Here is a 25,786-nt window from a genome sequence, read left to right on the forward strand (position 1 = left end):
GGCTGCTTTCTTTTTATTAAGAGGAAATTCGTATGGCAGTGGGTCCTGCAACATTATCGGAAATGTTTCCGGTTGATGGTATCCGTTTAGGTGTGGCGTCTGCGGGAATTAAAAAACCGGGGCGTAAAGATGTCGTTGTCATTGAGGTATGTGAAGGTGCATCTGTTGCCGGCGTTTTTACTAAAAATGCTTTTTGTGCGGCACCTGTCGTGCTTTCCAAGCAGCATATCGTATCGGGAAGCAATCGCTACTTGTTAACCAATACCGGCAATGCAAACGCAGGTACTGGCAAGCAGGGCATGATAGATGCTCAAGCCTGCTGTGAAGCTTTAGCGGTACTAACCGGAGTATCAGCTCAGGATGTACTACCTTTTTCTACGGGTGTTATTGGCGAAAAACTGCCTGTGGATAAGATCAAAACAGCCTTACCTGACGCTTTGTCTAACTTAGGCGATGATACATGGGCGCTGGCTGCAGAAGGGATTATGACAACTGATACGCGCCCTAAAGGCGTATCTGTACAATTTCAGTATGAAGGTAAAACGATCACACTGTCAGGTATCTCAAAAGGCTCAGGTATGATTATGCCTAATATGGCAACGATGCTGGGTTACGTGGCAACGGATGCAGCGGTCAATCCGGACGTGTTGCAGTCACTTCTTAGTCAGGCTGCGGATAAATCATTTAATCGCATTACAGTTGATGGTGATACCTCAACGAACGACTCATGCATTTTGATAGCCACTGGAAAATCCGGTTTGCAGGTGGATGAAGACCCTGCACTACTGGAGCAGTTTACTCAAGCACTGGAATCGGTGATGTTAGAGCTAGCACTGGCAATCGTCAAAGATGGCGAGGGAGCTACAAAGCTGGTTACGATTCAGGTTGAAACCGCAGCCTCACAAAAAGAAGCACTGGATACAGCCTACACGGTTGCTCATTCACCTTTGGTCAAAACCGCGTTGTTTGCCAGCGATCCAAACTGGGGACGTATCTTAGCAGCAGTGGGTCGTGCAGGCATCGAAAACCTAGTATTGGATGATCTTAAAATCTATCTAGACGATGTGTGCTTGGTAGAAAATGGCGGGCGTGCGGATAGTTACACTGAGGAGGCAGGGCAAGCGGTAATGAATCAAGAAAATATTCTGATTCGTATCTGTTTAAATAGGGGTGGCGTATCCGAGACTGTCTGGACAACAGACCTATCCCATGACTATGTCACAATCAATGCAGATTATCGTAGCTGATGAGCCGACTGATTCATGTAGCGGCAGCGGTTATTGAAGATACCCAAGGTCGTATCTTTATCGCTAAGCGCCCTGATGATAAACATCAGGGCGGCTTATGGGAGTTCCCAGGGGGTAAGGTTGAGGATGGCGAAACTGCTCAGCAAGCACTTGTTCGGGAGCTTCAGGAAGAGATAGGGATCGGTGTTACTGGCTGCAGTCCGCTTATTCAGGTGCCTTATCACTATCCTGATAAATCGGTTCTCTTAGATGTTTTTCATGTAACTGGTTTTGATGGTGAAGCATGGGGTAAAGAGGGCCAAGAGGTAGTTTGGGTAGCTAAGCGTCAGTTGGATAGCTACCAGTTCCCTGCTGCCAATCGCCCTATCCTTAATGCAGCTCTATTGCCTGATCGTGTGTTAATAACCCCCGAATGTGGATCATCTGCTGAAGTACTCTCAGGTTTGCAGAAAAGCTTACTACAGCATCACTTGCAAGGTGTTATATTCAGGCAAAAGCAGATAAGTGACGAGGCCTACCAGCGTGGTTATGCGTTGATCTCCCAAGCACTGAGTGGCTCAGAGTGTTTATTGATTGCGCATTGCTCTATCGAGTTGGCCAACCAATTACATGCAGCGGCGCTTCATTTGACGAGTGAGCGGCTGGATGCGTTAACTGACCGGCAGGCATTTAAAGGACGTTTTCTTGGCGCCTCATGTCACTCGTTAGCACAGCTTAAACAGGCTGTAGATAAAGGTTGTGACTATGTGACTTTGTCACCGATAGCGCAGACTCAGAGCCACCCTGATACTCCCAATCTAGGTTGGGATGTAGCGGCTGAATGGGTTAAGGATCAACCGATACCTGTCTATCTATTGGGCGGTTTGGATGATACGGCGTTGGAGGGTGCAATCAACATTGGTGCCCAAGGTATAGCTGCGATCAGTGCTTGGTGGCGTTAGCGGGCAAGCCACTAGCGTCATAGCTGCTGCTATAATCCTCATAGGCTTCATCAGAGGGTTGCACTGGGATCTGGTAGCTTTCGCTGGCCCAAGCACCTAAGTCGATAAGTTTACAGCGATCGCAACAAAAGGGGCGGGCTTTGTTGCTCTCATCCCAAAGGGAAGGGCCACCGCATTGAGGGCATTTGATGGTTGTCATAGGCGATACTCATCCGCTGCCAGTTCTCTCAGTTTAAGATCCAATAAGCGTATCTGATCTTTTAATGACTCTACAGAGCCGCCGTTATCCAACACGCTATCGGCTTTACTGAGCCTTTCATCACGGGATAATTGGGCATCCATAATACGTTTAACGAGTGCCTCGCTATTGTTGTCTCTAGCAACCGTGCGGCTTATCTGCAGGCTTTCTGGAACATCAATGACGACAACGTGATCAACCAGTTTGTGTTGGTCAGTTTCCAAAAGTAGGGGGGATGCAAGAATAACCAAGGGTGTCGTGCCTTGGTAATCCTCAATCTTCTCCATAATGCGGGTACGAATAACAGGGTGTAGTAATTGCTCCAACCACTCTCTGGCTTGGTTGTCAGAGAATACTTTTTCTCTAAGGGATGCTCTGTCCAGCTCGCCCTGAGGGGTGAGTACGTCGGCCCCAAACTTAGCCGCTATTTTCCCCAAAGCTGGCTCACCGGGTTCTACAACTTCCCGTGCAACAAGGTCAGCATCAATAACTGGTCGGCCCAACTCAGAAAAGATTTTAGAGGCGGCGCTTTTGCCGCTGCCGATTCCACCGGTGAGTCCCACTACTAACATGTGATTACCTAATAAAGCTGAAGATAGGCAGATGTAATATCATGGCCCCATAATAGTGCAATCCAGCCTGCAATAGCTAGATAAGGGCCAAAAGGTAAAGGATTGCTGGCTTCATGGCGCTTAAACAGCATCAGCAACATCGCTAATAGTACGCCTGCGACAGAGGATAACAAAATCAGCAGAGGGATTTGTGATATACCGCACCAAGCGCCTAAAGCAGCAAGCAGTTTAAAATCACCATAGCCCATCCCCTCTTTGCCGGTAACAAGTTTAAAGAGCCAATAGACAGACCAGAGTACTAAGTAGCCTGCAACGGCACCAAAAACGGCGGAATGAAGCGACGTAAACAGATTCTGGGAGTTAACCAATAACCCGAGCCATAACAAGGGTAGGGTGATACGGTCTGGGAGTAGCTGGTGGTCCACATCAATAAAGGTGAGGCTAATCAGTGCCCATGTGAATACAACAGCAGCAAAACCTGCGTAATTAAACCCTAACTGATAGATCACTAAAGTACTGAGTATTGCCGTTAGCAACTCGATAAGCGGGTAGCGCAGGCTGATAGGTGCATGGCACTGGCTGCATTGGCCTTTTAGGAATAGATAGCTCACAACCGGAATATTTTCATACCAGCGGATACGATGGCCGCAGTGGGGGCAGGTAGAAGCAGGCACGGCTAGGTTAAACCTATCTTGAGGTATTTGAGTGTCGCTATTCTCGCCCTCATGAATGGAAGCTTGCCACTCGCGCTCCATCATAGCCGGAACGCGATAGATCACCACATTTAAAAAACTACCTACCAGTAGCGATACCAAAAAACAGACCACAAGAGTGTAGGTGGGTTCGGTTACTAGCCAAGCAAAAAGTTCGTTCATGTAAGATTTATACCACGTTACCCAGCTGGAAGATTGGAAGATACATAGCCACAACCAGCCCGCCGACAAGTGTACCTAGTACCACCATAATTAAAGGCTCCATCAGGCTGGATAGGTTATCAACGGCGTTATCTACCTCCTCCTCATAGAAGCTGGCGACCTTATCTAGCATCATATCCAAGGAGCCCGCTTCCTCACCAATGGCCATCATCTGTATCGCCATATTAGGAAAGACGCCGGTCATAGTAACGGCATTTTGCAGTGACTGGCCGGTAGATACGCCATTACGAATTTGGATAATAGCATTACGGTAAACAACATTGCCGGATGCGCCCGCTGCAGAATCTAGCGCATTAACCAAAGGTACACCCGCTGCAAAAGTAGTTGCTAACGTGCGGGAGAATCGAGCAATGGCAGCTTTATGTAATATTTGCCCGAAGATAGGTGCTTTTAAAACGGCCCTGTCGATAAAATCGGCAAAGGCTTGGGAGCGCTGTTTAACTTTTGTGAATCCATAACCTAGTAGTACAAAGCCAATAAGGGCAATGAACCAATATGCCTGAGCAAGCTCAGATAGTTCAAGCACAAACAAAGTAAAAGCAGGCAGGTCGGCACCAAAGCTGGAAAAAATTGACTGGAATTGTGGTACTACTTTAACTAAAAGAATAGCTGATACAATAATACCGACTCCTAAAACTGCTGCGGGGTAGGTCATGGCTTTTTTAATTTTAGCCTTTAATGATTCGACCTTTTCTTTGTAAGTGGCGATTCGATCCAACATAGTTTCTAGGGCACCAGACTGCTCACCCGCACCCACTAAGCTGCAATAGAGGTCATCAAAGTATTTTGGGTGGCTCGCGAGCGATTGGGCAAAGTCTTGGCCACCGTTAACGGAGTTGCGCACATCATAAATCAACTCTTTGAGTTTGATCTTCTCAGTGCCGTTAGCAACAATATCCATACCCTGTAATAAAGGGACACCCGACTTCATCATGGTGGCCATTTGGCGGGTAAACTGGGCGATATCCAAGGGCTTAATCGGTTTGTTTTTATTACTAAAAAATGAGATCGAGGATTCTTTAGCAATTTTTTTAGGCAAAATTCCTTGCTTGCGCAGCAAAGCTTTGGCCGTTGCTACGTCTACCGCATCGATTTTACCTTTACTGAGGTTGCCGCTCTTATCCTTACCTTGCCAGTTAAATGTGACCGGTTTTTTCTGTTTTGCTGCCATGCGTCAGGCGATCCCCATTTAGGTTTTAATTACACGATTCATTTCATCAAGGCTGGTAAGCCCTTCGGCGACTTTATCTAAGCCGGTATCCCGCAGGGTTCTAAAGCCCTGCTGTTTGGCGACGCGAATAATATCCAGCGATGTGCCATTGTTCATAATAACTTCGGCAATTTCGGGTGTCATGGGTAGCATCTCATAGATACCCACTCGGCCCTTATAGCCACGGTTACATTTGCTACAGCCATCAGGGTTAGCCTCATGCAGGTGCAGGTTTTTTAGCTGCTCAGGGCCGAAACCCTCTTCAATCAAGGCCGCTTCTGGGATACTGACCGGCTTTTTGCAGCTTTCGCACAAGCGCCTAGCAAGACGTTGCGCAATAATTAAGCTTACGGATGTGGCAATATTAAACGAAGGCACACCCATATTACGTAAACGGGTCAGGGTTTCGGGTGAACTGTTGGTGTGCAGTGTTGATAACACCATATGGCCGGTTTGTGCGGCTTTAATGGCAATTTCGGCCGTTTCCAAATCCCTGATCTCACCTACCATTACAACATCCGGATCCTGACGCAGGAATGAACGAAGCGCCTCAGCAAAGGTTAAACCTACTTTAGCATTAACGTGGACTTGGTTAATACCTTCTAAGTTGATCTCCACTGGGTCTTCTGCGGTGGAGATATTACGCTCTTCGGTATTTAGGATATTAAGGCCCGTATAAAGCGAGACGGTTTTACCACTACCGGTTGGCCCGGTCACCAAAATCATCCCTTGGGGCTTGTGTAGCGTGCCCATATACAGCTCTTTTTGTACTGGGTTAAAGCCCAGTGCGTCGACCCCCATCTTAGCACTGGATGGGTCGAGAATACGTAGTACGATCTTTTCACCCCAAAGGGTGGGCAAGGTATTAACACGGAAGTCGATGGCTCGTGTTTTAGAAATTTTCATCTTGATACGGCCATCCTGAGGCATCCTTTTCTCAGAGATATCCATTTGTGACATCACCTTGAGCCGTGCCGAAAGTCTGCTAGACAGATTATGAGGCGGCTTGGCGATCTCTTGCAAAATACCATCGATACGGCTTCGTATACGGTAGGTTTTCTCATAAGGCTCAAAATGAATATCCGAAGCGCCTTTTTTAATACAATCTAATAAAATTTTATTTACAAAACGGACAATAGGCGCATCTTTGGCGGCATCTTCACTGCTTGTGATCTCTTCTTCAGGTACGCTGCCGTCATCGACTTCGAGAGAATCTAGGTCGGCATCATCCAGCTCATCCAGTGCCGAGCCTTGGTTATCTAAGAAGGACTCAATAAATTTACGAAGCTTATCCTCCTCAACAATGACCCCTTCGGTGGTGACGCCAGTGTGGAACTTAAACTCATCCAATGCCTGAATATTGGTGGGGTCTGCCAGCGCTACATAGATACGGCTATCCCGTTTGATTAGAGGGATGGCGTGATGCTTGTTAATCAGTTTGTCAGAGACTAATCCTTGAGGTACCGATTCGATATTCATGGCCGCTAAATCAAACAGGGGCAAGCCGAACTCATCGGATGCAGCACTGGCAGCTCGATGGGCACTGACTAAGCGTTCATCAATTATATGGGTGATAAAAGGCTTTTCCGAAGCCCTGGCTTTTTCGATCGCCTCGCGGGCAACCTCTGCCGAAAAAACACCGTCTTTTACTAAGCGTCGTGCTAAACCGCTAAGGGGTTGCTGTGGTTGCACATGCTCTCCTTGATAGATGCTAAAATCTGTTTGTTCACAAGTTGTTCATTGTTAGGGGTTAAAAATAGCACTTGCGTGACAGTTTGAAAACGTGCGCTATACTTAAATTGTAATTTTAAAGCAAATTGGGGTGGTAAAATTTGTAACTGTGGCTACACTTACGAACGGCGCTGCCGAATACAAGGAAGACGCTTTAAAATTTTAATTCTTCGTTCTAAAAACTCGCTGGAGAAAGACGTATGAAAAAGCAACAAGGCTTTACATTGATTGAACTGATGATCGTAGTTGCGATTATCGGTATTTTGGCAGCTATCGCATTGCCTGCTTATCAGGATTACACTGTTCGAGCCCGTGTAACAGAGGGGTTATCATTAGCAAGCGGTTTCAAATCTACAGTTGGAGAAAATATTGCCTCAAATGGTGGGGTGATAGCAGCTGGTTCATGTGCGGGAGTAACTGACTTAGGTGCAACAGGTGCAGTGGCATCTGTAACCTGTGCAGACGCTACAGGTGTAATTGTTGCAACTATGGATGCTACAGGTAACAACGTACCTTTGACTTTGACGCCAACTTCAGCTGCTGGTACTCCTATTACTTGGCTTTGTACTACACCAGCTGCAAATCACCGGTATGTTCCTGGTGAATGTCGTAATGTAGCTCCTTAATAGAAGAGTGTACTAGACTGACCAATTGTAAAAAGCCGCTATACTCCTAGCGGCTTTTTTGCGGAGGTAGAGTGAAGAATCAAGAGGTTAGTGAGGTTGGGTTTACTTTAATTGAGCTGATGATTGTGGTGGCAATTATTGCTATTCTGGCTTCGATAGCTATACCTGCCTACCAAGATTACACGATTAGAGCTAGAGTTGCGGAAGCGTTGATTTTTGCAACGATGTCTAAGGCAACAGTAGGGGAAAACATAGCCATAAATAATGTTATTGGTGTTAATACGTGCCTTGGTGTTACTAATATTACTCCTCCTGATAGTACAGAAAATGTTGCATCTTCTTCTTGTAGCGCTATTACAGGTGCTTTAACACTAAATACCACATCAAAAGCAGGTAGTTTAACTTTGGTTCTAACGCCTCTTCTTGATGCCTCTGGAGCAATTCGTTGGAATTGTTCTGTTGCTAATGTTAATCATAATAGATACGTTCCTTCTGAGTGCCGTATTTAAAATAAAAGTATATAAATGAAACGCACAATAATCTTCCTTCTTATCGCCGCCTCTGTCGGTGTTACGCTTTATATCAACCAAACAACCAAGCGCTTATCTGATGAGGTTAAGCAGTTGGCTGAGTCTATCCTGCTTGAGGATGAGTGGTTTCCGGCGCGTCCTGTGTGGTGGGAGGATGATAAGATTTTAGCGGTGGGTGTTTTGCCAGAGATCAATGGTGATGAAGCGGCTAAAAAAGCTTGTCAGATGATGCTAGCGCGCTCTTTGCCGGTTCAGGGCCTTAATGTTGAAGTCTATGATGTTCTGAAGATTCAGCGTCAGGATGATTGGACACTGCTTGCTTCCAGCAAGTGCCAATAAAGCGCCGTGGGGCGCTTTTTCTTATCTTTTCTGCTTTTATAATTTCTAGATTAATCGCAACGATAAATCGATAGCGCGGCAGTGCTTAGTCAGTGCGCCTATGGAGATGTAGTCGACACCTGTTTCGGCTATGGGTAAGAGCGTTTCATCTGTAATATTGCCAGAGGCTTCGAGCTTGGCTTTTCCTTGATTGATCTTGACCGCTTCTTGCATCGCTTCCAGTGTGAAGTTATCCAGCATAATAATATCAGCCCCTGCTGTAAGTGCTTCGTTGAGCTGCTGCAAGGTTTCGACTTCAACCTCCACGGGTTTGCCCGGTGCTGTTTTATGCGCAGTAGCAACCGCTTGGGGGATACCGCCACAGGCCATGATATGGTTCTCTTTAATTAAAAAGGCATCATACAGACCGATTCGGTGGTTGTAGCATCCGCCGCAGCTAACCGCATATTTTTGAGCTAAGCGTAAGCCGGGCAACGTCTTGCGAGTGTCCAGCAAACGTACTGCTGTGCTGGCAACTTTGTCGGCATAATGTTGGCTGATGGTGGCTGTCCCAGAAAGGGTTTGTAAGAAGTTCAGGGCGCAGCGCTCGGCGGTGAGCAATGATCTGGCAGCACCTTTAGCGGTAAAAAGTATTTGATCCGCTGTAACCTGATCGCCATCGTTGACGTGCCACTCCACAATCAGTTGCTCGTCTACCTGTTTAAATACTTCATTAACCCAAGCGACGCCACTGATAACCGCTGCTTCACGGGAGATCACTCGCGCGGTGGCGTGTTCCGTTGCTGGGATCAATTGCGCTGTAATATCCCCATCGCCAATATCTTCGGCAAGTGCGGCCGCGACATTTAGAGTAATGGTGGGTTTCAGTTCGTCTAGAGTCAGCATAATGATCCCGCTCGTTGATTGCTTGGAGTTTTGGGTTACCTGTAAGATGGGGAATTTTAACGGATTAGTAGCACAGCGAGTAGCATTAGGTGGATAAAATAGCGTTTCAGGTGGTGAGCGGGCGGGTTTCTGGTGCAACATGGTGCCCGTCGCCCAACTTTAATGCTCGTCCGGTGGGGGAGGTGATCAGCCTGCTGGTGGTTCATAATATCAGTTTACCCCCTGGACAGTTTTTAAATAGCTATGTCGAGGCGTTTTTCCAAAACCGCTTGCCCGTCGATGACCATGATTATTTTAAAGAGATTCATGACCTTAGGGTGTCTGCGCATCTGTTTGTCGACCGTAAAGGTGGGGTGACGCAGTTTGTGAACTTAAATGATCGCGCATGGCATGCGGGAGTATCCTGTTTTGAGGGTCGTGAGCAGTGTAATGATTTTTCTATTGGTATTGAGCTAGAGGGGACGGATGAGATTCCCTATACCGATGCTCAGTATCAAGCGCTTAAACAGCTTACGCTAGCGATTCAGTCTGAGTACCCACGCATCACCTCTGAGCGAATTACTGGGCATTCTGATATAGCGCCGCAACGAAAAACGGACCCTGGCCCCGCATTTGATTGGGAGCATTACCGCCGCTTGATTAGCTGATGCTCTCTATAATCGAGAATCGTTTTCATTTATTATATGCCCTCACTTTTTGATTGAGTTAGCGATTGATGTCTGAGCTGTTGTCCGTTGAGTCCCTTGCTTGTGCCTATGGTCAGCAGACCATTGTGAGTGATGTGAGTTTTGGGATTAAACAGGGGGAGATTGCCTGTCTATTAGGTCCTAGTGGTTGTGGTAAAACGACGCTATTACGGGGTTTGGCAGGGTTTAATCCTATCAGTGCAGGTGTAATTCGTATGGCGGGTGAGATTATCTCCTCGGCTACTCACAGTATCCCTCCCGAAAAACGCCGTATGGGGATGGTATTTCAGGATTATGCGTTGTTTCCGCATCTAAGTGTTGAAGATAACATCGCGTTTGGTCTTAAAGAACAGAAACGCTCGCAGCGTCGAGCGATTGTATTGTCGATGTTGGAGTTGGTTCGTCTGCCGGATCTTTCTAAGCGTTATCCCCATGAACTATCGGGTGGGCAGCAACAGAGGGTGGCTCTTGCTAGAGCGCTGGCCTCCAGACCACGCTTGCTGTTGATGGATGAGCCGTTTTCAAATCTCGATACTGAAATGCGCAAAGAGCTTTCGTTAGAAGTGCGTGACATTATCAAACAGCAGGATATTGCTGCTGTTGTCGTTACCCATGATCAAGAAGAGGCCTTTGTTATCAGTGATGTATTGGGTATTCTGGCGGATGGTAAGTTGCAACAATGGGGAACACCCGAAGCGCTTTATTACCAGCCTAACTCGCTTCAAGTGGCTCGCTTTGTCGGTGAGGGGGAGTTGTACGAGGGAGCGTGTCTTAATGAACGCAGTGTGCAGACCGAGTTGGGTGTATTGGAGTTTGCTGAGCCGTTAGGTTTTCAGAGTAAAGATCAACTTAATTTGTTTATCCGACCTGCAGATTTGTCTCCAATCCCTGTGGCAGAGGGTCATGCGGTTGCGACCGTTTTATCTCGTGATTTTATGGGTGAGGCGACTCGCTATCGCTTAAAGCTGGACAACGGCCGGGTAGTCACGGCTGTGGTTCGGGAATTGCTCTCCTACCGTGAAGGGGATCGGGTGAGTGTGCAGGTTGCTGTTCATCGCCCTATTGTTTTTCCTGCCTGAATTAATTACCTTTGCGCGTTCCTGTGATCGAGCGGCTCAGTAGAATCACAGGAATAATTCCCACAAGGACAATCAACAGGGCTGCCAAAGAGCACTCTTCTAATTGCTCATCAGATGCGAACTGGTAGACATAGGTTGCCAGTGTATCGTAATTAAACGGCCGCAGAATGAGTGTTGCAGGTAGTTCTTTCATACAGTCTACAAATACAACCAGCAAGGCGGTTAATAAGCCACCTTTTATCAAAGGGAAGTGGACTTTTAGGAGTGTCGAACCGGGTGTCATACCCAGTGAGCGTGATGCCATATCCATGGTGGGTGTTACCTTATTTAAAGAGCTATCAACTGCACCTGTGGATACCGCAAGAAAGCGAACGCAGTAGGCGAAAATAACAGCAAAGGTGGTTCCACTTAATAAAAGGCCTGTTGATATGCCCCAATGCTCTCTCAAGAATGCATCCAGACGATTATCGAAAGCGGCCAAGGGGATAATGACACCGATGGCAAGCACCGCACCAGGCAGTGCATAACCTAGGCTTGAAAAGCGCACAGCGGATACCAGACTGATGCGGTTAGGGTTAAGTCGTTTTGCATAAGTGAGTAGTACCGCAAGTAAAACGCATAGCAGCGCCGCGCTACCCGAGAGGATAAAGCTGTGGCTTGCATGGGTTAAGAAATCGCTATTAAACAATTGATCCAGATGGTTAGTGGCGTAAACACCCAAGACACCTACGGGTATGATAAACCCTGCCAATACGGGTACCCCGCAGGCGAGTATCGCCAATCCTGCGCGCCAAGAGTGAAGGGCGTAAGGATCAATCGCTTTGTACCGGTCAGAGGTATGGAACTGCTTTTGGCGTGCTCTGGCAGCTCTTTCAAGGGTAATCAGTATGACCACAAAGATCATCATCATCGTGGCGATTTGAGCGGCTCCCCCTAAGTTACTCATATTAAGCCAGGTATCATAAATACCAGCGCTCATGCTTTTTACGGCAAAATAGTCCACAGTGCCGAAGTCATTAATGGTTTCCATAGAAACCAGTGACAAACCGACCGCAATGGATGGGCGGGCAATGGGTAAAGAGATTCTTACAAAGCTTTGCCAAGGGCTACAACCCAAAATGCGGCTGGCATCACGTAAGCTCATGGACTGTTCCAGAAATGCTGCTCGTGACATCAGGTAGACATATGGATAAAGCACCAATGAGAGCATCAAAATAGCGCCAGGTAATGACCTTATTTCTGGAAACCAGTAATCTTTGGCGGTTTGCCAGCCGAATAGATCTCTTAAAGCCCCCTGTACGGGGCCTGCATATTCGAGTAAATCGGTATAAACATAAGCGATGACGTAAGCAGGGACGGCAAAGGGCAGCAGGAGTGCCCATTCAAACAGCCGTTTTCCCGGAAAACTGCACATAGTTACTAGCCATGCTGTAGATACACCCGTCAGTATAGAGAGCGCCCCCACACCCGCCATGAGCAATAGCGTAGTCTTGATGTAAACGGGAAGCACAGTGTCAGCTAGATGCTGCCAGATATTTTCCTCAGGGAAGAGGGCTAGATAAAAGACGGAGCAAACTGGCAAGGCAACCAGTAAGGCTGCACTCCAGCTGCTAAAAAGCCAGCCTCGGGTGTTTCCTGTTTGTAAAGAATGTGAGCTCATGATTTGAAACGACAAAACGGTAGCCCGAAGACTACCGTTTCAGTCATGTAAAGTCGATAACTATCAGTTATCAAAGCCGACTTTATCGACCAATTTAGCAGCGGCAGCACGTTGTTCTGCTACGCGCTGAAGGTTAATCGTATCGCCTTTGAAATCGCCCATATACTGCTTCACTAAGTCAGACTTCGGTGTGCCTGGGCGCACTGGGAATTCAAAGTTGGCGTCAGCGTAGTATTGTTGCGCTTGTTGCTCGGTCAGGAACTCGATCAGCTTCTGCGCAGCTTCTGGGTGTGGTGCGTTTTTGGCAATACCTGCCCCTGAGATATTCATGTGTGCACCGCGACCTTCTTGGTCAGGGAAGATCAGGTTAACGGATGCGGCCCACTCTTTTTGTTCGGGTTCTTTCTCATTCGTGAGCATTTTCCCGAAGTAGTAAGAGTTGCCTAAGGCTAGGTCACATACGCCTTCTTTAATTGCTTTGACTTGAGCACGATCGTTGCCCTGTGGTTTGCGCGCCAAGTTATCTTTTACAGCGCGTAACCAGCTTTCGGCTTTCTCTTCACCATCGTGAGCAATGACACTACCAATCAAAGACAAGTTGTAGGTGTGTTTGCCGCTGCGAGTACAAATTTTACCTCTCCATTTTGGATCAGCCAGATCCGCATAGCTGGAAATTTCACCCTCTTTAACACGCTCTTTAGAAGCATATACCAAGCGAGCACGGGAGGTTAAGCCTACCCAGCGACCTTCTGGGTCACGAAATTGTTCTGGTACGTTTTTATTAACGATCTCGCTATTGAATGGTGCGAACAAACCTTTGGCAACGGCATCTGACAATGGACCGATATCCGAAGTGAGAAGAATATCAGCGGGTGAGTTTGCGCCCTCATGCTCCAGACGCTCTAATAAACCTTTTTTAGCAAAAACGACATTGGTCTTAATACCGGTCTCTTCAGAAAAGGCTTTCAGTAAAGGCTCGATCAGGAAGGGTTGTCGGTATGAGTAAATATTCACTTCCGTTGTTTCTGCTTGAGCGGTCATAGAAAAAGCAGAAGAGAGCATGGCAATGGTCAGTAGAGATTTGCGTAACATTATCGTTTACACCTTGCTAAGTAGGAAAGATAACGCGAATTATTCTCGTTAAGAGGCTGTTTGTCAATGCAGATGCGTTTAATTCTCAATAGTATTTACATATAAGTTTATATGCTTTGATCTTAATCAGTAAAAACAACGGAATTGTCTAGAGAATAGGAAAGAGTCGAGAAAGAAGCGCGGGTATAGCGGTTTCTACCCGTAAAATACGCTGCCCGATATGAAAAGAAGTAAAGCCCGCTGCTTCTAACTTTTCGATTTCATAAGGGATAAATCCCCCTTCTGGGCCGACCACTAACACTGTCTTCGTTAACTCAGAGCTCGGGCATTGCGTTGTATTGTATGGGTGTGCGACAAGTTTTCGTGAATCTTGGCTTAGCGAAGGAAGCTCATCTTCTACAAAGGGTTTGAAGCGTTTACGAAGGTACACCTTAGGAAGGTGGGTATCGACTGCTTGTTCTAGGCCTAATATTAGTTGCTCATAAATGGCTGTTTCGGCGAGTAGCGGGGTAGACCAGTAACTTTTATCGACTCGATAGCTGTTGATGAGATAAATCTCTTTAACACCCATTGTGCTGGCTGTTTGCAAAATGCGCTTTAACATTTTGGGCCTAGGCAAGGCTAATAGTAGGGTGACTGGTAGAGGCGGTGGCGGGGTTTGATTGAGCTGGATTTGTAGGGTGATACTCGTAGATTGGATATGGGTTACGGTAGCGGTTCCGATTAAGCCATTAATCAAACCGACTTTGAGTGTGCTGTTGGATTCTGCTTGGTGGATATCGCGAATATGCATAAAGCGCCTATCGGATAGTTGCACGTGATTGGGGCTCACAAAGTCATCTTCTTTCAGCAGTATCAGGTTCATAAAATCTCCACTTAATTGCAGCTGTGCAACACACTCTTCTATTATGACGGTTTTTCTTTTGCTTATCTGCCGTTAGGATAGATGCTCTCTTATTTTGTGATCTTTATCTGATGTCCTCTCCTGATCTGATCCGGGACGATATTCGTCCTACGCTCGTTAAAATGACGCTACCGATGATGGTCGGTATTGTCAGCCTTATGCTGTTTAATCTCGCCGATATCTATTTTGTATCTCAGTTAGGAACTGAGCCTATGGCGGCATTGGCGTTTACTTTTCCGGTGACTTTTTCGGTGATTAGTCTGGCAATAGGCTTTGGTATTGGTACGTCTGCTATTTTAGCTAAGCTGATTGGTGCAGGTCGTCAAAGTGAAGCGGCACTCTTGGCAACCGATAATTTAATGATGACTCTCATATTAGTGCTAGTGGTGAGCATTATTGCTCACTGGTTTATGCCGCCTCTGTTTCGTTTGATGGGCGCCAGTGAAGCATTGCAGGTATACATTCTTGAGTATATGGAAGTTTGGTGGTTTGGTGCCGTTTTTGTAGTAGCTAACATGGTAGCCAATAGCTCTTTAAGATCCCGTGGAGATACCAAAACACCTGCGATGATCATGGCTGCTTCTTCGGCTTTAAATGTGATGTTGGATCCGTTGCTGATTTTTGGTTGGGGGCCTGTTCCGGCGATGGGGATCAGAGGAGCAGCGTTGGCGAGTGTGATCTCTTGGGTTTGTGTGTTTTTTTGTGTTACCCATATTCTCTATCATCGTTATCAGTTACTGGTGTTTGTCCGGCTGAATGTGGCGCGAGTGCTGAGACATTGGTTGCAGGTGATGAAAATCGGTTTGCCTGCGGCACTATCCAATATGCTGACTCCGTTAGCTGGAGGGATTTTAACGGCCCTAGTCGCGCAGCATGGGGCTGAGGCTGTCGCTGCTTTTGGTGTAGGTAATCGTCTCGAGTCGCTATCACTATTAGCCTGCCTGGCTCTGTCAATGACGTTACCGCCCTTTGTGAGCCAAAACTATGGAGCTGGGCAGATCTCCCGAGTTGAGGCTGCTTACAAGGGGGCTGTAAAATTTGCATTGGTCTGGCAGTTCTGTGTTTTCCTGCTCCTTTTACTCTTAAGTGGTTGGTTGGCAGGGCTGTTTGCGGATTCTGAAGCCGTTAGGCAACCATTGTTGCTATGGTTAACGATTGTGCCTTTGGGGTTTGGGATGCAGGCCGTTATTTTCTTGAGCGCTTCTACCCTTAATGCGCTTCATCAGCCTATCCGTGCTATGCGCATTAGTATCCTGCGCTTGTTTGTTTTCTTTATACCTATGGCATGGGTCGCAAACTATTTTGGGGGATTACAGGCAATGTTTATCTCGTTTGTAGTTGCTAACACCTTAACATCGGTTATCGCGTTTTTATGGGTTAAGAAAGCAATTGCTAAAAAAGCAATTTAAAATCAGATAATTAGCAGTATCTTATTGATATCATCATTCCTTAACATTACCCTACTATCATTGTGACTATAAACCAAAGTCATATTTCAAATAAGACTCTTGGGTCTATGATCGAACTAATTAAAGACTTTGATAAGAAAAATAAGTAGAGTCGAAACAAAACAACGAGAAAGAAAAGGGGATGTAAGCATGAGTAAGAAAGTTGCTCTTGTGACTGGTGGTACTGGTGGATTAGGTGCAGCAATCTGCCGTAGCCTTGCCGATCAGGGATTTACTGTTGTCGCAGGTTATAACAGTGGTGGGAACCACGAGAAGGCAAAAGCCTGGCAAGCAGAGCAAAAGGCAGATGGCTATGATATCCACGTTGCTTACGGTGATGTGACCGATACGGCATCTTGTGAAGCATGTATTGCTACGGTTCAGGAACTAACTGGCGGTACAGTAGATGTGCTGATCAACAATGCGGGTATTACCCGTGATGGTCAGTTTAAAAAGATGAGCTGGGAGCAGTGGGATGAGGTGCTAACAGCTAACCTTGACTCGATGTTCCATATGACGCGTCTGGTGATTAATCCTATGATCGAAAAAGGTTTCGGTCGTGTGATCAATATCTCTTCTGTTAATGCACAGAAAGGGCAGTTTGGTCAGTGTAACTACTCCGCTGCGAAGGCAGGTATCCATGGTTTTACCAAGGCACTTGCTCAAGAGGTGGCTTCTAAGGGTGTTACTGTGAATACGGTATCTCCTGGTTACGTAATGACGCCAATGGTGGCTAAAATTGCTGAAGAGGTTCAGCAAAAGATCTGCTCTACCATTCCGGTAGGGCGTTTTGGTACACCAGAAGAGATTGGGCGCATAGTGACTTTCCTGGCTGAAGATGAGTCGGGATACATTACAGGTGCTGATATGTCTATCAATGGCGGTCTTCACATGTCGTGATATCGTTCAGATAGAAAAAACCCGCCATTGGCGGGTTTTTTTGTGCGGCTAATTAACCTCAGTGGGTTAACTAAATACCTTATCCAATAGGTTGTAGAAACGGCTGGTTAGCTCAGGGTGTAGCTGGCTAAAGGGTGTAGATGACCACTCCAGCTCAAGCTTCTTAATATCGAGAAGCGTAAATGTCTGCTGTTGCTGCTCAAGCGCTTGCTGTAATCGTTGCATCTGATACTCCATTCTTCGTGCTTGGTCAGCCTCAGGAGATGGCTCTCCTAGAGCGATTTCAAGGCGAATGCAGATCTCTCTTAAGCGTTGCGCGGATGCCGGTAAGATAGCTTCCAGCGAAGTGCTGCCATTGAGTACTTCTTCTGCTGTTTTCTTTCTGAGAAGCAAATCAGCATGTTCAGGCAGGTTTATATCAAGTTGCCAGTCGTCTAGTAAGGGCTCGATATCTGCATTTTCGAGAATGGCTTCTTCAAACTTATCGCAGATCGAACCTTGTTGAATGAGATGTTTAATAGCAGGTGTTTCTATAAAGTTATTAAAGGCTTCGATTTGTGCTTCAAATGCGTTGGAGGCTTTATTGAACCTCTCTTCATCCCTCGGTGATAAGTTATCACCATAGGTTTGAATAAGCTGCTGGCCTTCGGCCATAAGGGTTAGGTTGCGCTGAGCATAAATAGGCTTTTCCAAGAAACTAGTAAGTTCCTGGCTAATTTCAGCGAGTTTTTCTTTGATGGCCTGGCGTTCATCCCGAGAGGGTGTCGCCGCTTGGAGGCGAGCAAAAACCTGATCGCAATGAGCTCTGAAGTTCTTCCAGAGTACTCTTTCTTGGCTGTGGAATGTTGGCCCGGCCTCTTTCCAGCGCTTCTGTAGTACCTTGGTGGCTTCAGCTGCTGACTGGACATCTTCTGATTGGGTTAATTGTGCAACCTCATCAATCAATCCTTGCTTAATTTCCATGGATTGCGATTTAAATACTTTAAAGTGATTTTCGGTTTCCACGATGAGAGTATTAAACTGCTTCTGTAAAGCTTGCCCTGGGCCCCGATCAACTGGCACAAAACGACGCCACTCTTCCTTGGCTGTTTGTATAACTTTTTCTACCGCTTTCCAGTCGTCAGTTTCCCAATCAATGGTGTTAAGGTAAGTTGAAACTTCGTGACAAATTAGTTGGCGCTGCTCCAGATTGTAGCGACGTATTTCATTTTGTTGAGCAAAGTGCTGCTCGCAAGGCGCGTAAGCCTGCTCGGATGCGCTTTTAAAGCGTTTCCAGACCGCTTGAGAGTGGAAGGGATCGGTAGAATCTAGGACTTTCCACTGTTGTTGTAATTGCTTAATCGTTCTCGCTTTCTCTGGCGCTGGCATCTCTTTAGAGATAAGTGCTTCCATCTCCTCACATAGCTGCTCTTTTTTGGGAGCTACGGCGTAGCCTTGCCAGTCTTTTAACTCTTGCAGCCGATTTGTCAGTAATTTATAGCGTTGTTCTAATTTATCGGGTGTAGCTCCGTTAAGACGCCCGAAGAGATCCGCGGTTTTTTTGGCTGTTTTATCGGCGAGCTTGATTTCACCTTGATTGATTGCTGTCTCAAGTTGTGTAAGTTGCTCGCTAAAATGGGCTTCTGCTTTGGCATTTTTTTCGCGCGTAGTTTTATCGAATGCTGCTAATTCGCCAAGGAGGGCTTGCAGGGCTAATAACGATGCTGGCGGTTCCAAAGTGTCGGGCCAGTCGAGTTGTGAAAGCAGTTTTTGTGCTTGCTTCTTCATCGATACCGTAGATGATTTTGAAATGCTATCGATTGAATGCTTTTCTAAAAATTGATCAATCTTTTGCAGCGTATCACGGGTAGCAGCTGTTTTTGTCTGTGCAGATTGCAAAGTGCCGATATGTTGCTTAAATGTCGCTTCTAAGTGAGAGAGATGGCCTGAAAGGCTTTCCCACTGTTGCGTCGAACTGGCGATAAGATCTTGGATAAGGTCATTGTTTACCGGGTCGGTCGACAAAATCTGTTGTTGGCACTGGGTCGTTGCTTCTTGTAATGCAACTAAAATCTGCTGAGCCTGACGTTCAGCTTCTCTGCGCTTTTGTTGTGCCGCCTGTTTTGCGGCTTCAATGCTTTGTTGTTCATCTACTCGGTGTTGGCATCGCTCAAGTGCTATCTGGACTTGTTCTCTATGAGTTACATCGAGTGTGCTTGAGAAAGCTTGCCATTCCTGAACTAACGATGTGAGTTTGGCCGGATAAAGTGGGAACCATTCACCATTGGAGAGAGTTGTGATCTGTTCTGAAAGTTGGGTTGCCCTTTCTATTTCAAGCGCGCGTTGCTTTTCAGACTCTTTAATCGATTTGAGCTTCTCTCGCATGATTCGCTGAATAGTTTTATCTTTCTGGCGAGTCTCTTTAGCGAGTTTCTCGATATTCTCAAGACTATTGATCTGCTCTGCGGCTTGTTTTCGGACTTGAATGGGAGCATTCGATAGGACGACATTAAACAGCAATGCTTCGTTATCAATAGTGTCTAGCAGTTTCCGCAGTAGATCATTATGACCTGTCAGGCTAACACTATTGAAAACAGCAATAGGGTTCTTGCATTGGGATAATTGTGTAATCAGGTTGTCGGACAGGGGTTCATGTTGCAACCGTTTGGCTAGCCCTTGCTCGATTGCCGTCGTGTCTGTTTCCATCTCCTGTTCAAGAAGGTGGATAAGCTGGCTGATTTCCGAAATTTGTTCTACAGCAGTCTGTCGAACATGTGCATCGGGATCCTGAGTCGCCATCTTGGAAAGAATGCGAAACTGTTCAGGACTTTGATCACTCAGTTTTCTGACGGCTGATGCCCGTGTCACGGGATTAGTATGTTGCCACTTAGGCTTAAAAAACTTTGATAACATTAATAGCTGTCTTACGTTAGCAAAAATCCGGATAACAGAATTTCGGATGAAAAAAGGAGGCTTATTCTAACGGGCACAGGCCTGTCAGTAAAAGCCTTGACAAGTGAGTTTCTCTTGGTAATTTCCTAAGCTTCTTGCTATTTAGGCAAGTGATCTCAACTCGACATCACCATCGACATAAAACCATCGACCGTCATGTTGAGAGAAATTGGACCGTTCTCGTAAAATGCCGGCTTCATCATCTGCTTCGAAGGTGGCTTCAAACTCAACAACACCCTCCGAGTCACTTGGTGTGCCAGCTTGCGAACTCAAAATGGTTAGGCCTGTCCACGTGGTAAACTGAACCTGCTCTGCCAAAATAGCTCGATCAATAAGTGCACGCTTTGCTTGAGCAGTGGTATCTATCAGATAATCAATGGCACCCATGACAAAAGCGGTGTAGCGACTGCGCATCAAGTGTTCAGCTGTAGGAGCTGCTTTTACGCCTTCAAGGAAAGGCTCACAGCAGAAAGCAAAAGGTTTACCTGAACCACAGGGGCAACGTTGTTCGGTTGTTTGAGACGTTAGCATATGTAATCCTCCCTGCCTGACCTGATACTATGGCACCATTATAGCCTGCTAACTGCACAGATATCACGGATAATTGAAGAGATGACTTCTGAAAGAACTTTTTTTTGGCATGATTACGAGACAACAGGGGCTGACCCAAAGCGGGATAGACCTGTTCAATTTGCAGGTGTTCGTACAGATGAAGACTTTAACATCATCGGCGAACCGATCATGTTGTATTGTAAACCTGCGGATGATTTTCTGCCTCATCCACAAGCGTGTTTGATTACGGGGATTACCCCGCAAAAAGCAGTTAGAGAAGGCGTTTGCGAAGCCGAGTTTATAGCAACCATTTACCAAGAACTATCTAGGCCCGGTACCTGTGGTGTGGGTTATAACAGCATACGTTTTGATGATGAAGTAACGAGAAACACCCTGTATCGTAACTTTTACGACCCTTATGCTCGTGAGTGGCAAAATGGTTGTTCTCGTTGGGATATCATTGACATGCTTCGCTTGACGAGAGCTTTACGGCCAGAGGGTATTGTTTGGCCTACCTATGAAGATGGTTCACCGAGCTTACGATTAGAAGACTTAACTCAGGCTAATGGAATTGATCATGGTCACGCTCATGATGCGTTGTCTGATGTGTATGCCACTATTGCGCTAGCCAAGTTGGTGAAAGAGAAACAGCCGCGTCTTTATGAGTTTGTGTTAGATCATAAAGATAAAGTGTCAGCGCAGCGTATGCTGGATGTCGCTTCAATGAAGCCTGTTTTGCATGTCTCTTCCCGTTACTCTGCCGAAGTCGGAAACTTGGCAATTGTTGCTCCGGTTGCGACGCATCCGGTCAATCGTAACAGCGTTTTGGTGTGGGATCTGCGGGTTGATCCTACGCCACTGATAACTCTGTCCGTTGAGGAGATACGCCACTATCTTTATCTGCCTGCTGCAGAGCGCGGCGATGCTGATCCTAAGATTGCTCTGAAACAGGTGCACATTAATAAGTGCCCCATCCTCGCGCCTGCAGGCATGATTAATCGCGATGAAGCCGCACGCCTATCCATCAATGGTGACGAATGTAGAGCGCATTTGGCTATGTTGAGAGGTTTTGCTGATTTAAAAGCTAAAGTGGCCGATATTATGAATGAAGATGCCTATGAATCGGATGGTGATCCTGATCATATGCTTTACGCGGGTGGTTTTTTTAGCGATGCGGATAAGCAGTCAATGGAACGAATTCGAGCTTGTGACCCGGCAGGGTTAGCTGACTTATCTTTAGCATTTCAAGACCCCAGACTTGAAGAGATGCTGTTTCGCTATCGTGCACGAAACTACCCGATGACGCTTAGTGCTGAAGAGTCTGCGGTTTGGGAGCAATACCGGACTGAGAAGCTACTCAAGGCAGATAATAGAGGTCTACTCACAATGAAGCAGTTCTATGAACAGCTGAATGAGCTTTATCAGCAGGCAGATATTACCCAACCGCAGCGGGAGATGCTTGAGGAGTTGGCAATTTATGCAGAGTCGATCTATCCCATGGAGGAAATATGGTAAAGGCAACGGGTACTTTCTGCTTGTCCTTTTTAATGGCGAGTATAGCGCCGCTAATCTATGCAGAAGAGCCTATACCTTACAATGTTTCTAAGCCGATGGGCTATTCAGAGGGAACAGTGGACCCACGATGGGCTTATCATCGTAAGAAACGAGGAGCGTTTGATCGCGAGCAGATGACGGAAGTGGTGCCCGTTGATAAACCATCGGATCTGCCACCTCCTACGGTGGTGGCACCTTCTCCTTTACCCATTGTGCGGGAGTTCAAAGCGGGCAAGGTCTTTTCTAAGTCTGACTTAAAAGGAGAGGATGCTGTATTTCAGCGTATACATGAAGATGAGATCCGGGATCGGTGCATACTCAACCCCGGACTTTGTGAAGAAACGCAACCTCAAGGGCGACAATTTATCCCTCAGGGGGAGTTGCCACCGAAGCCTCGCTAACAGCTCTTCCTTGGGAGCTTAAAAGTAATTTGTGCCGTCGAAGTACTTCCCACTGTTTGACCAAGTCTTCTTTTGTGAGTTTTTTCAGTGCACTGGATAGTTGCTCTCGGCTATCAAATTTCCACTCATTTTGGTCTATTTCTCTCCAGAAACGGCGGGTTTTAGAGGTTAGTTGTACATCTTGTTCGTTTATTCGATTGAGGACGCTGGTTTGAAACTTCTCAAAGCTATCATCACTCAACGTTTCTAAAGTTGGTGTGAATTGGTCAAAGAAGTACTCCATGCGGGATACCACCGTGTCTGCGGGGGTGTTAGGTGACTGAACCACAAAACTGATGCCTGATATTTTATTTAATGTAACGGGAGAGGCAAAAACAATGTAGCCAAGTTGCTCTTCAGTACGTAATTGACTGTAGAAAGGTGCCGATAATATTTCAGCCAATACAGCAGTACTGGCGCGTGCTTGATAGCTATCATCTAAACTTTGCATATAGAGTATAACGGCTGAGTCGTTATGCTCTATATCTATGTTTACTTTCTCAAAATGAGTATCGTTGAGTTGCTTAATCGTGAGTGCCGGCGCAATAGCTGCTGTGTTGATAGGTGACAGTGTAGTGATAAGGTCGTTATTGATTTTGACCGCTTCTGCCGATGTGAGGTTGCCGTGTGAGAGGGTTCTTAATTCGACCTCAGTAAAAAGCGTTTCCACGAGAGCTTCTAAACGTTTGAGTGTATAAGAATCAGCCGCTGCCTGAAGTTCTGTCAGAGGAGCATCCTGTAATAGGATTTCATATCCTACCCGGAAGAGTTGATTGTAGGGCTTTTCTTTTTCTGCATTTTTTAATTGCTGTTTATAGGCGGTTAAGATTCGAGCGAAACGCTGAGGGGAATAATTGGGCGCTCGCAAAGTTTTTGCAATCAGTGTGGCGATGCTGCCTAATTTGTCATTGTAACCCGAAATTCTAACACTGATGCCGCGTTGATGTGGGTAGATACTGGCGGATAACCCTGCCATATCGGCATCATAGAGTACCTTGTTCAGCTCTTCGCTAACCATCTGCGTATAAAGATTTAAACCAACGGTTGCATCGGCACCTTCTCTTGCAAGCGGAGTGAGAAGGGTGAAGAAATAATCTGCTTTTGGGGTGTTATAAAGGGTATCTTGCAGGTGCCAACTGCGAACCCCATCGGGTGTATGGTTAAGTAAACTGGGGGTGCTTTTTTTATCTTCAGGTGCTGGCTTGATTGCAAGGTTTTCGGCTATAAAAGGATTGTTTCCTCGAATATGCAGTTCGGGCAAAATCGGTGCTTGCTTCCATTTTTTAATGAGTCCTTCTTCTATCGTAGAGGTGCGGTAGGAGGTGTTGTAATAGGGCTCTTTAGTATCCCCTTGAATTGAAGGCGCCTGCACACTAAGGGTCATGTTTTCAGGTGAAATATAGCCGAGAAACTGCTGATAGAGAGCTGGCTCATACTCGCTGAGGACATAGGGAGAATTCAGCCAATAAGCTGGGGCTAACTCTTGCATTCGTTGGGCGAGTTGAGTGACATAATGAATAGGGGCCTGTTCAGCTAAGAACTGAAAGGCAGTTTTGCCAAGCTGTTGCTCTTCTTTAAAGAGTGTTTCGCTGATACCTGTTTGTTTCAGGCTTTCGATGAAAGAGAAAAACAGAGCAATAATCTCATCTGTATGTTCCATACCTGATGGCGTTAGAGAAATAGAAACATGGAAGCTGCTCTCATATTTGTATGTGGCACCAGGTGACGCGCCTAAACCCGTGGCCCAACCTTTCTCTTTAAGTAAAGCTAGCAGACTGCCTTCGCCTTCGTAACCAACCAAGCTACTAATTAGCTGGAGTGGTTTACTTTGTAAATAGGGATGGTCGCTAGGAGTAGTAAAATTGAGAGCTAGCTGTCGAATATCAGCCAGTGTTTGTATTTCAATTTTAGTTTTGAGATTTGATGGAAGTATCTGAGGTGCGGTGATCTCAAACTTCGGTAATGCTTTGTTTTCTATTGCAGAAAAATAACGGATCGCGAGTGCTTGCAGGTCATCCAAAGGCTCCTTACCCAAGATGACTAACTTCATCCGATTAGCTGAGTAGTGCTGTGCATAGAAGTCTAAAAGATCTTTACGAAGCTGCCCGCTTTTGTCATTGGGTAGTGTATCAAGGTTGCCCACAGCGAAACGGCTGGCAGGATGCGCGGGGTTGATCAACGTCTGATTGGCTGCATAAATGCGGCGGCCGTCATCCCTTATTTTAGCGCGATATTCCGAATGTACGGCATGACGTTCCCTATCTGTATAGTTTTCTGAGAACAGCGGTGATATGAAAAACTGAGAAAAGCGCTCGATTGCAGGTTCCAGATCTGCAGCATTGATATCAAAAAAGTAATTGGTGTTTGTAAGTGCAGTGAACGCATTATGTGAGCCGCCATGAGCTTGTATAAACGCTTGATACTCCCCTGCCTCAGGGTGCTTTTTTGTCCCTAAGAAAAGCATATGCTCTAAAAAGTGCGCAAGGCCAGGTCGCGAGTCAGGGTTGGCAGCGGAGCCCACCGCAACATCCATGGATACAGCTGCCTTGTCGGCATCTATGTCGGAAATTAAAAGGACTTGGAGTTGGTTGGGTAGTGTGATCGTACGATAGAGTCGATCATCATTTTCGCTCTTAATAATAGGCGTTGCCAAGGAACTTGATGCAGCAAAGGCGGCAACCAGCGCGAAAATCCAATACTTAACGAAAGTCAGTGCAGGTTTTTTCATTATTAGTGTGTCTCAAACTCAGAGGAAAAAATTCATGCGATAACAGAATTAAAGGCCTAGTCTAAACTAGACCGTTGTATAAAGAGAGGGTTCCATTAATCAACGTAGCCATCTGTTGCTACACCCGATACAATCGGAGCGATAACAATGCAGTGGTTACTCTGAAGGATGAACAGATGAATCGTGAGAAGGTGATTTTTGCTTTTTTTATTGTACTGGCGTTAACGCTGAACTTTGGCTTTTTTCTTGGTGAAATCGACAAAGTCATACATCACAACGTATTTGAACTGTTCGCAGCATTAGTTGTTAGTTTGATTTGTACCGTTCTTAAGTTTGGTGATCGTACACACCTCGGTGCGCTTATGTTAGCGACGAGCTTGGTCGCTGACCTTCAGTTGATAATTGCAGCTATTCTATGGGGTTTTGCCGAGCAGATCAGCGGAGGCATGACACCAGAAATGATGGCAAGTATCGTTTCTTTATCTGGAGGCGCACTACTAGCCAATATCGTTTCTGTGGTTCTATTGGTCGTCGAAACGATAGTCGTACGCCGCTAGT

The 25,786-nt window shown here is 46.2% G+C and carries 24 protein-coding genes; 12 read left to right on the top strand and 12 right to left on the bottom strand.

Annotated features, from left to right (window positions below; all coding sequences use genetic code 11):
- The first annotated feature begins 32 nt into the window (after positions 1-32).
- Both argJ and F0U83_RS04565 read left to right on the top strand, forming a co-directional pair.
- Positions 33-1,247, top strand: coding sequence for a bifunctional glutamate N-acetyltransferase/amino-acid acetyltransferase ArgJ (argJ, locus tag F0U83_RS04560; protein ID WP_138988741.1), 1,215 nt, complete (start codon positions 33-35; stop codon positions 1,245-1,247).
- On the top strand, positions 1,247-2,188 hold the full coding sequence (locus F0U83_RS04565) for a Nudix family hydrolase (RefSeq protein WP_138988742.1): 942 nt from the start codon (positions 1,247-1,249) through the stop codon (positions 2,186-2,188). The genes argJ and F0U83_RS04565 overlap by 1 nt, the downstream gene beginning before the upstream one ends.
- Here the strand turns inward: F0U83_RS04565 and F0U83_RS04570 are convergent.
- Genes F0U83_RS04570 through pilB form a run of 5 tightly spaced genes read right to left on the bottom strand, consistent with a single transcriptional unit; the run spans position 2,169 to position 6,835 of the window.
- A complete protein-coding gene (locus F0U83_RS04570; RefSeq protein ID WP_138988743.1) occupies positions 2,169-2,387 on the bottom strand; it encodes a DNA gyrase inhibitor YacG in 219 nt (72 codons plus the stop codon). The genes F0U83_RS04565 and F0U83_RS04570 overlap by 20 nt on opposite strands.
- Positions 2,384-2,998, bottom strand: coding sequence for a dephospho-CoA kinase (gene coaE / locus F0U83_RS04575; protein ID WP_138988744.1), 615 nt, complete (start codon positions 2,996-2,998; stop codon positions 2,384-2,386). Before coaE ends, F0U83_RS04570 begins: the two co-directional genes overlap by 4 nt.
- An 8-nt stretch (positions 2,999-3,006) precedes the next feature.
- Positions 3,007-3,873: a prepilin peptidase gene (locus F0U83_RS04580; RefSeq protein WP_138988745.1), complete on the bottom strand. Its 867-nt coding sequence runs from the start codon at positions 3,871-3,873 to the stop codon at positions 3,007-3,009.
- A gap of 7 nt (positions 3,874-3,880) precedes the next feature.
- Complete coding sequence (locus F0U83_RS04585) at positions 3,881-5,104, bottom strand: type II secretion system F family protein (protein ID WP_138988746.1); 1,224 nt, start codon at positions 5,102-5,104, stop codon at positions 3,881-3,883.
- Between the two features lie 18 nt (positions 5,105-5,122).
- Positions 5,123-6,835 (bottom strand): type IV-A pilus assembly ATPase PilB, encoded by a 1,713-nt coding sequence (gene pilB, locus F0U83_RS04590; protein WP_138988747.1) that lies wholly within the window; start codon positions 6,833-6,835, stop codon positions 5,123-5,125.
- 239 nt (positions 6,836-7,074) lie between these two features.
- On the opposite strand from pilB, the gene F0U83_RS04595 reads away from it, so the two are divergent.
- The 3 genes from F0U83_RS04595 to F0U83_RS04605 all read left to right on the top strand — a co-directional run bounded on the left by F0U83_RS04595 (position 7,075) and on the right by F0U83_RS04605 (position 8,369).
- Positions 7,075-7,500, top strand: a complete 426-nt coding sequence (locus F0U83_RS04595) for a pilin (protein ID WP_138988748.1) — start codon at positions 7,075-7,077, stop codon at positions 7,498-7,500.
- Between the two features lie 71 nt (positions 7,501-7,571).
- Complete coding sequence (locus tag F0U83_RS17215) at positions 7,572-8,009, top strand: pilin (protein WP_138988749.1); 438 nt, start codon at positions 7,572-7,574, stop codon at positions 8,007-8,009.
- Positions 8,010-8,024: 15 nt separating this feature from the next.
- Positions 8,025-8,369 carry a hypothetical protein gene (locus F0U83_RS04605; RefSeq protein WP_138988750.1) on the top strand — a complete coding sequence of 115 codons (345 nt, stop codon included), beginning with the start codon at positions 8,025-8,027 and terminating at the stop codon, positions 8,367-8,369.
- Positions 8,370-8,414: 45 nt separating this feature from the next.
- Here the strand turns inward: F0U83_RS04605 and nadC are convergent, their stop codons facing one another.
- Complete coding sequence (gene nadC, locus F0U83_RS04610; RefSeq protein ID WP_138988751.1) at positions 8,415-9,254, bottom strand: carboxylating nicotinate-nucleotide diphosphorylase; 840 nt, start codon at positions 9,252-9,254, stop codon at positions 8,415-8,417.
- A gap of 89 nt (positions 9,255-9,343) precedes the next feature.
- On the opposite strand from nadC, the gene ampD reads away from it, so the two are divergent.
- Both ampD and F0U83_RS04620 read left to right on the top strand, forming a co-directional pair.
- Entirely contained in the window at positions 9,344-9,901 is a 558-nt protein-coding gene (gene ampD / locus F0U83_RS04615) for a 1,6-anhydro-N-acetylmuramyl-L-alanine amidase AmpD (protein WP_246077868.1), read from the top strand.
- 68 nt (positions 9,902-9,969) lie between these two features.
- Positions 9,970-11,019, top strand: a complete 1,050-nt coding sequence (locus F0U83_RS04620) for an ABC transporter ATP-binding protein (RefSeq protein ID WP_138988752.1) — start codon at positions 9,970-9,972, stop codon at positions 11,017-11,019.
- A 1-nt stretch (position 11,020) separates the two neighbouring features.
- On the opposite strand, the gene F0U83_RS04625 is transcribed toward F0U83_RS04620, so the two are convergent.
- The 3 genes from F0U83_RS04625 to F0U83_RS04635 all read right to left on the bottom strand — a co-directional run bounded on the left by F0U83_RS04625 (position 11,021) and on the right by F0U83_RS04635 (position 14,636).
- Complete coding sequence (locus F0U83_RS04625) at positions 11,021-12,679, bottom strand: ABC transporter permease (RefSeq protein ID WP_138988753.1); 1,659 nt, start codon at positions 12,677-12,679, stop codon at positions 11,021-11,023.
- Between the two features lie 63 nt (positions 12,680-12,742).
- Positions 12,743-13,771, bottom strand: coding sequence for a Fe(3+) ABC transporter substrate-binding protein (locus F0U83_RS04630; RefSeq protein WP_138988754.1), 1,029 nt, complete (start codon positions 13,769-13,771; stop codon positions 12,743-12,745).
- A 148-nt stretch (positions 13,772-13,919) separates the two neighbouring features.
- Positions 13,920-14,636, bottom strand: a complete 717-nt coding sequence (locus F0U83_RS04635; RefSeq protein WP_138988755.1) for a 16S rRNA (uracil(1498)-N(3))-methyltransferase — start codon at positions 14,634-14,636, stop codon at positions 13,920-13,922.
- A 110-nt stretch (positions 14,637-14,746) separates the two neighbouring features.
- Here F0U83_RS04635 and F0U83_RS04640 point away from each other — a divergent pair, with 110 nt between their 5' ends.
- Together F0U83_RS04640 and phbB are read left to right on the top strand one after the other, a co-directional pair.
- Positions 14,747-16,084, top strand: coding sequence for an MATE family efflux transporter (locus tag F0U83_RS04640; protein WP_246077870.1), 1,338 nt, complete (start codon positions 14,747-14,749; stop codon positions 16,082-16,084).
- Between the two features lie 189 nt (positions 16,085-16,273).
- A complete protein-coding gene (gene phbB / locus F0U83_RS04645; protein WP_138988756.1) occupies positions 16,274-17,023 on the top strand; it encodes an acetoacetyl-CoA reductase in 750 nt (249 codons plus the stop codon).
- 66 nt (positions 17,024-17,089) lie between these two features.
- On the opposite strand, the gene F0U83_RS04650 is transcribed toward phbB, so the two are convergent.
- Together F0U83_RS04650 and F0U83_RS04655 are read right to left on the bottom strand one after the other, a co-directional pair.
- Complete coding sequence (locus tag F0U83_RS04650) at positions 17,090-19,915, bottom strand: DUF349 domain-containing protein (protein WP_138988757.1); 2,826 nt, start codon at positions 19,913-19,915, stop codon at positions 17,090-17,092.
- Positions 19,916-20,056: 141 nt separating this feature from the next.
- The gene (locus F0U83_RS04655; RefSeq protein ID WP_138988758.1) at positions 20,057-20,485 is read right to left on the bottom strand and encodes a YchJ family protein; all 429 of its coding nucleotides are present in this window, start codon (positions 20,483-20,485) and stop codon (positions 20,057-20,059) included.
- A gap of 81 nt (positions 20,486-20,566) precedes the next feature.
- On the opposite strand from F0U83_RS04655, the gene sbcB reads away from it, so the two are divergent.
- Both sbcB and F0U83_RS04665 read left to right on the top strand, forming a co-directional pair.
- The gene (sbcB, locus tag F0U83_RS04660; RefSeq protein ID WP_138988759.1) at positions 20,567-22,021 is read left to right on the top strand and encodes an exodeoxyribonuclease I; all 1,455 of its coding nucleotides are present in this window, start codon (positions 20,567-20,569) and stop codon (positions 22,019-22,021) included.
- The gene (locus F0U83_RS04665; protein WP_138988760.1) at positions 22,015-22,461 is read left to right on the top strand and encodes a hypothetical protein; all 447 of its coding nucleotides are present in this window, start codon (positions 22,015-22,017) and stop codon (positions 22,459-22,461) included. The genes sbcB and F0U83_RS04665 overlap by 7 nt, the downstream gene beginning before the upstream one ends.
- On the opposite strand, the gene F0U83_RS04670 is transcribed toward F0U83_RS04665, so the two are convergent.
- Positions 22,424-25,228: an insulinase family protein gene (locus tag F0U83_RS04670; protein WP_138988761.1), complete on the bottom strand. Its 2,805-nt coding sequence runs from the start codon at positions 25,226-25,228 to the stop codon at positions 22,424-22,426. The two genes, F0U83_RS04665 and F0U83_RS04670, sit on opposite strands and share 38 nt — an antisense overlap.
- A gap of 176 nt (positions 25,229-25,404) precedes the next feature.
- Here F0U83_RS04670 and F0U83_RS04675 point away from each other — a divergent pair, with 176 nt between their 5' ends.
- Positions 25,405-25,785, top strand: a complete 381-nt coding sequence (locus tag F0U83_RS04675; RefSeq protein WP_138988762.1) for a DUF6394 family protein — start codon at positions 25,405-25,407, stop codon at positions 25,783-25,785.
- Position 25,786: the final 1 nt, after the last annotated feature.

The sequence above is a fragment of the Neptunomonas concharum genome, from assembly GCF_008630635.1.
Classification (GTDB): Bacteria; Pseudomonadota; Gammaproteobacteria; order Pseudomonadales; family Balneatricaceae; genus Neptunomonas; species Neptunomonas concharum.

Excerpts from the sequence above, each read along its gene's own strand:
- argJ (WP_138988741.1), top strand. The coding sequence starts at position 33 with ATGGCAGTGGGTCCTGCAACATTATCGGAAATGTTTCCGGTTGATGGT.
- F0U83_RS04565 (WP_138988742.1), top strand. The coding sequence starts at position 1,247 with ATGAGCCGACTGATTCATGTAGCGGCAGCGGTTATTGAAGATACCCAA.
- F0U83_RS04570 (WP_138988743.1), bottom strand. The coding sequence starts at position 2,387 with ATGACAACCATCAAATGCCCTCAATGCGGTGGCCCTTCCCTTTGGGAT.
- coaE (WP_138988744.1), bottom strand. The coding sequence starts at position 2,998 with ATGTTAGTAGTGGGACTCACCGGTGGAATCGGCAGCGGCAAAAGCGCC.
- F0U83_RS04580 (WP_138988745.1), bottom strand. The coding sequence starts at position 3,873 with ATGAACGAACTTTTTGCTTGGCTAGTAACCGAACCCACCTACACTCTT.
- F0U83_RS04585 (WP_138988746.1), bottom strand. The coding sequence starts at position 5,104 with ATGGCAGCAAAACAGAAAAAACCGGTCACATTTAACTGGCAAGGTAAG.
- F0U83_RS04595 (WP_138988748.1), top strand. The coding sequence starts at position 7,075 with ATGAAAAAGCAACAAGGCTTTACATTGATTGAACTGATGATCGTAGTT.
- F0U83_RS04605 (WP_138988750.1), top strand. The coding sequence starts at position 8,025 with ATGAAACGCACAATAATCTTCCTTCTTATCGCCGCCTCTGTCGGTGTT.
- nadC (WP_138988751.1), bottom strand. The coding sequence starts at position 9,254 with ATGCTGACTCTAGACGAACTGAAACCCACCATTACTCTAAATGTCGCG.
- F0U83_RS04620 (WP_138988752.1), top strand. The coding sequence starts at position 9,970 with ATGTCTGAGCTGTTGTCCGTTGAGTCCCTTGCTTGTGCCTATGGTCAG.
- F0U83_RS04625 (WP_138988753.1), bottom strand. The coding sequence starts at position 12,679 with ATGAGCTCACATTCTTTACAAACAGGAAACACCCGAGGCTGGCTTTTT.
- F0U83_RS04630 (WP_138988754.1), bottom strand. The coding sequence starts at position 13,771 with ATGTTACGCAAATCTCTACTGACCATTGCCATGCTCTCTTCTGCTTTT.
- F0U83_RS04635 (WP_138988755.1), bottom strand. The coding sequence starts at position 14,636 with ATGAACCTGATACTGCTGAAAGAAGATGACTTTGTGAGCCCCAATCAC.
- F0U83_RS04640 (WP_246077870.1), top strand. The coding sequence starts at position 14,747 with ATGTCCTCTCCTGATCTGATCCGGGACGATATTCGTCCTACGCTCGTT.
- phbB (WP_138988756.1), top strand. The coding sequence starts at position 16,274 with ATGAGTAAGAAAGTTGCTCTTGTGACTGGTGGTACTGGTGGATTAGGT.
- F0U83_RS04650 (WP_138988757.1), bottom strand. The coding sequence starts at position 19,915 with ATGTTATCAAAGTTTTTTAAGCCTAAGTGGCAACATACTAATCCCGTG.
- F0U83_RS04655 (WP_138988758.1), bottom strand. The coding sequence starts at position 20,485 with ATGCTAACGTCTCAAACAACCGAACAACGTTGCCCCTGTGGTTCAGGT.
- sbcB (WP_138988759.1), top strand. The coding sequence starts at position 20,567 with ATGACTTCTGAAAGAACTTTTTTTTGGCATGATTACGAGACAACAGGG.
- F0U83_RS04665 (WP_138988760.1), top strand. The coding sequence starts at position 22,015 with ATGGTAAAGGCAACGGGTACTTTCTGCTTGTCCTTTTTAATGGCGAGT.
- F0U83_RS04670 (WP_138988761.1), bottom strand. The coding sequence starts at position 25,228 with ATGAAAAAACCTGCACTGACTTTCGTTAAGTATTGGATTTTCGCGCTG.
- F0U83_RS04675 (WP_138988762.1), top strand. The coding sequence starts at position 25,405 with ATGAATCGTGAGAAGGTGATTTTTGCTTTTTTTATTGTACTGGCGTTA.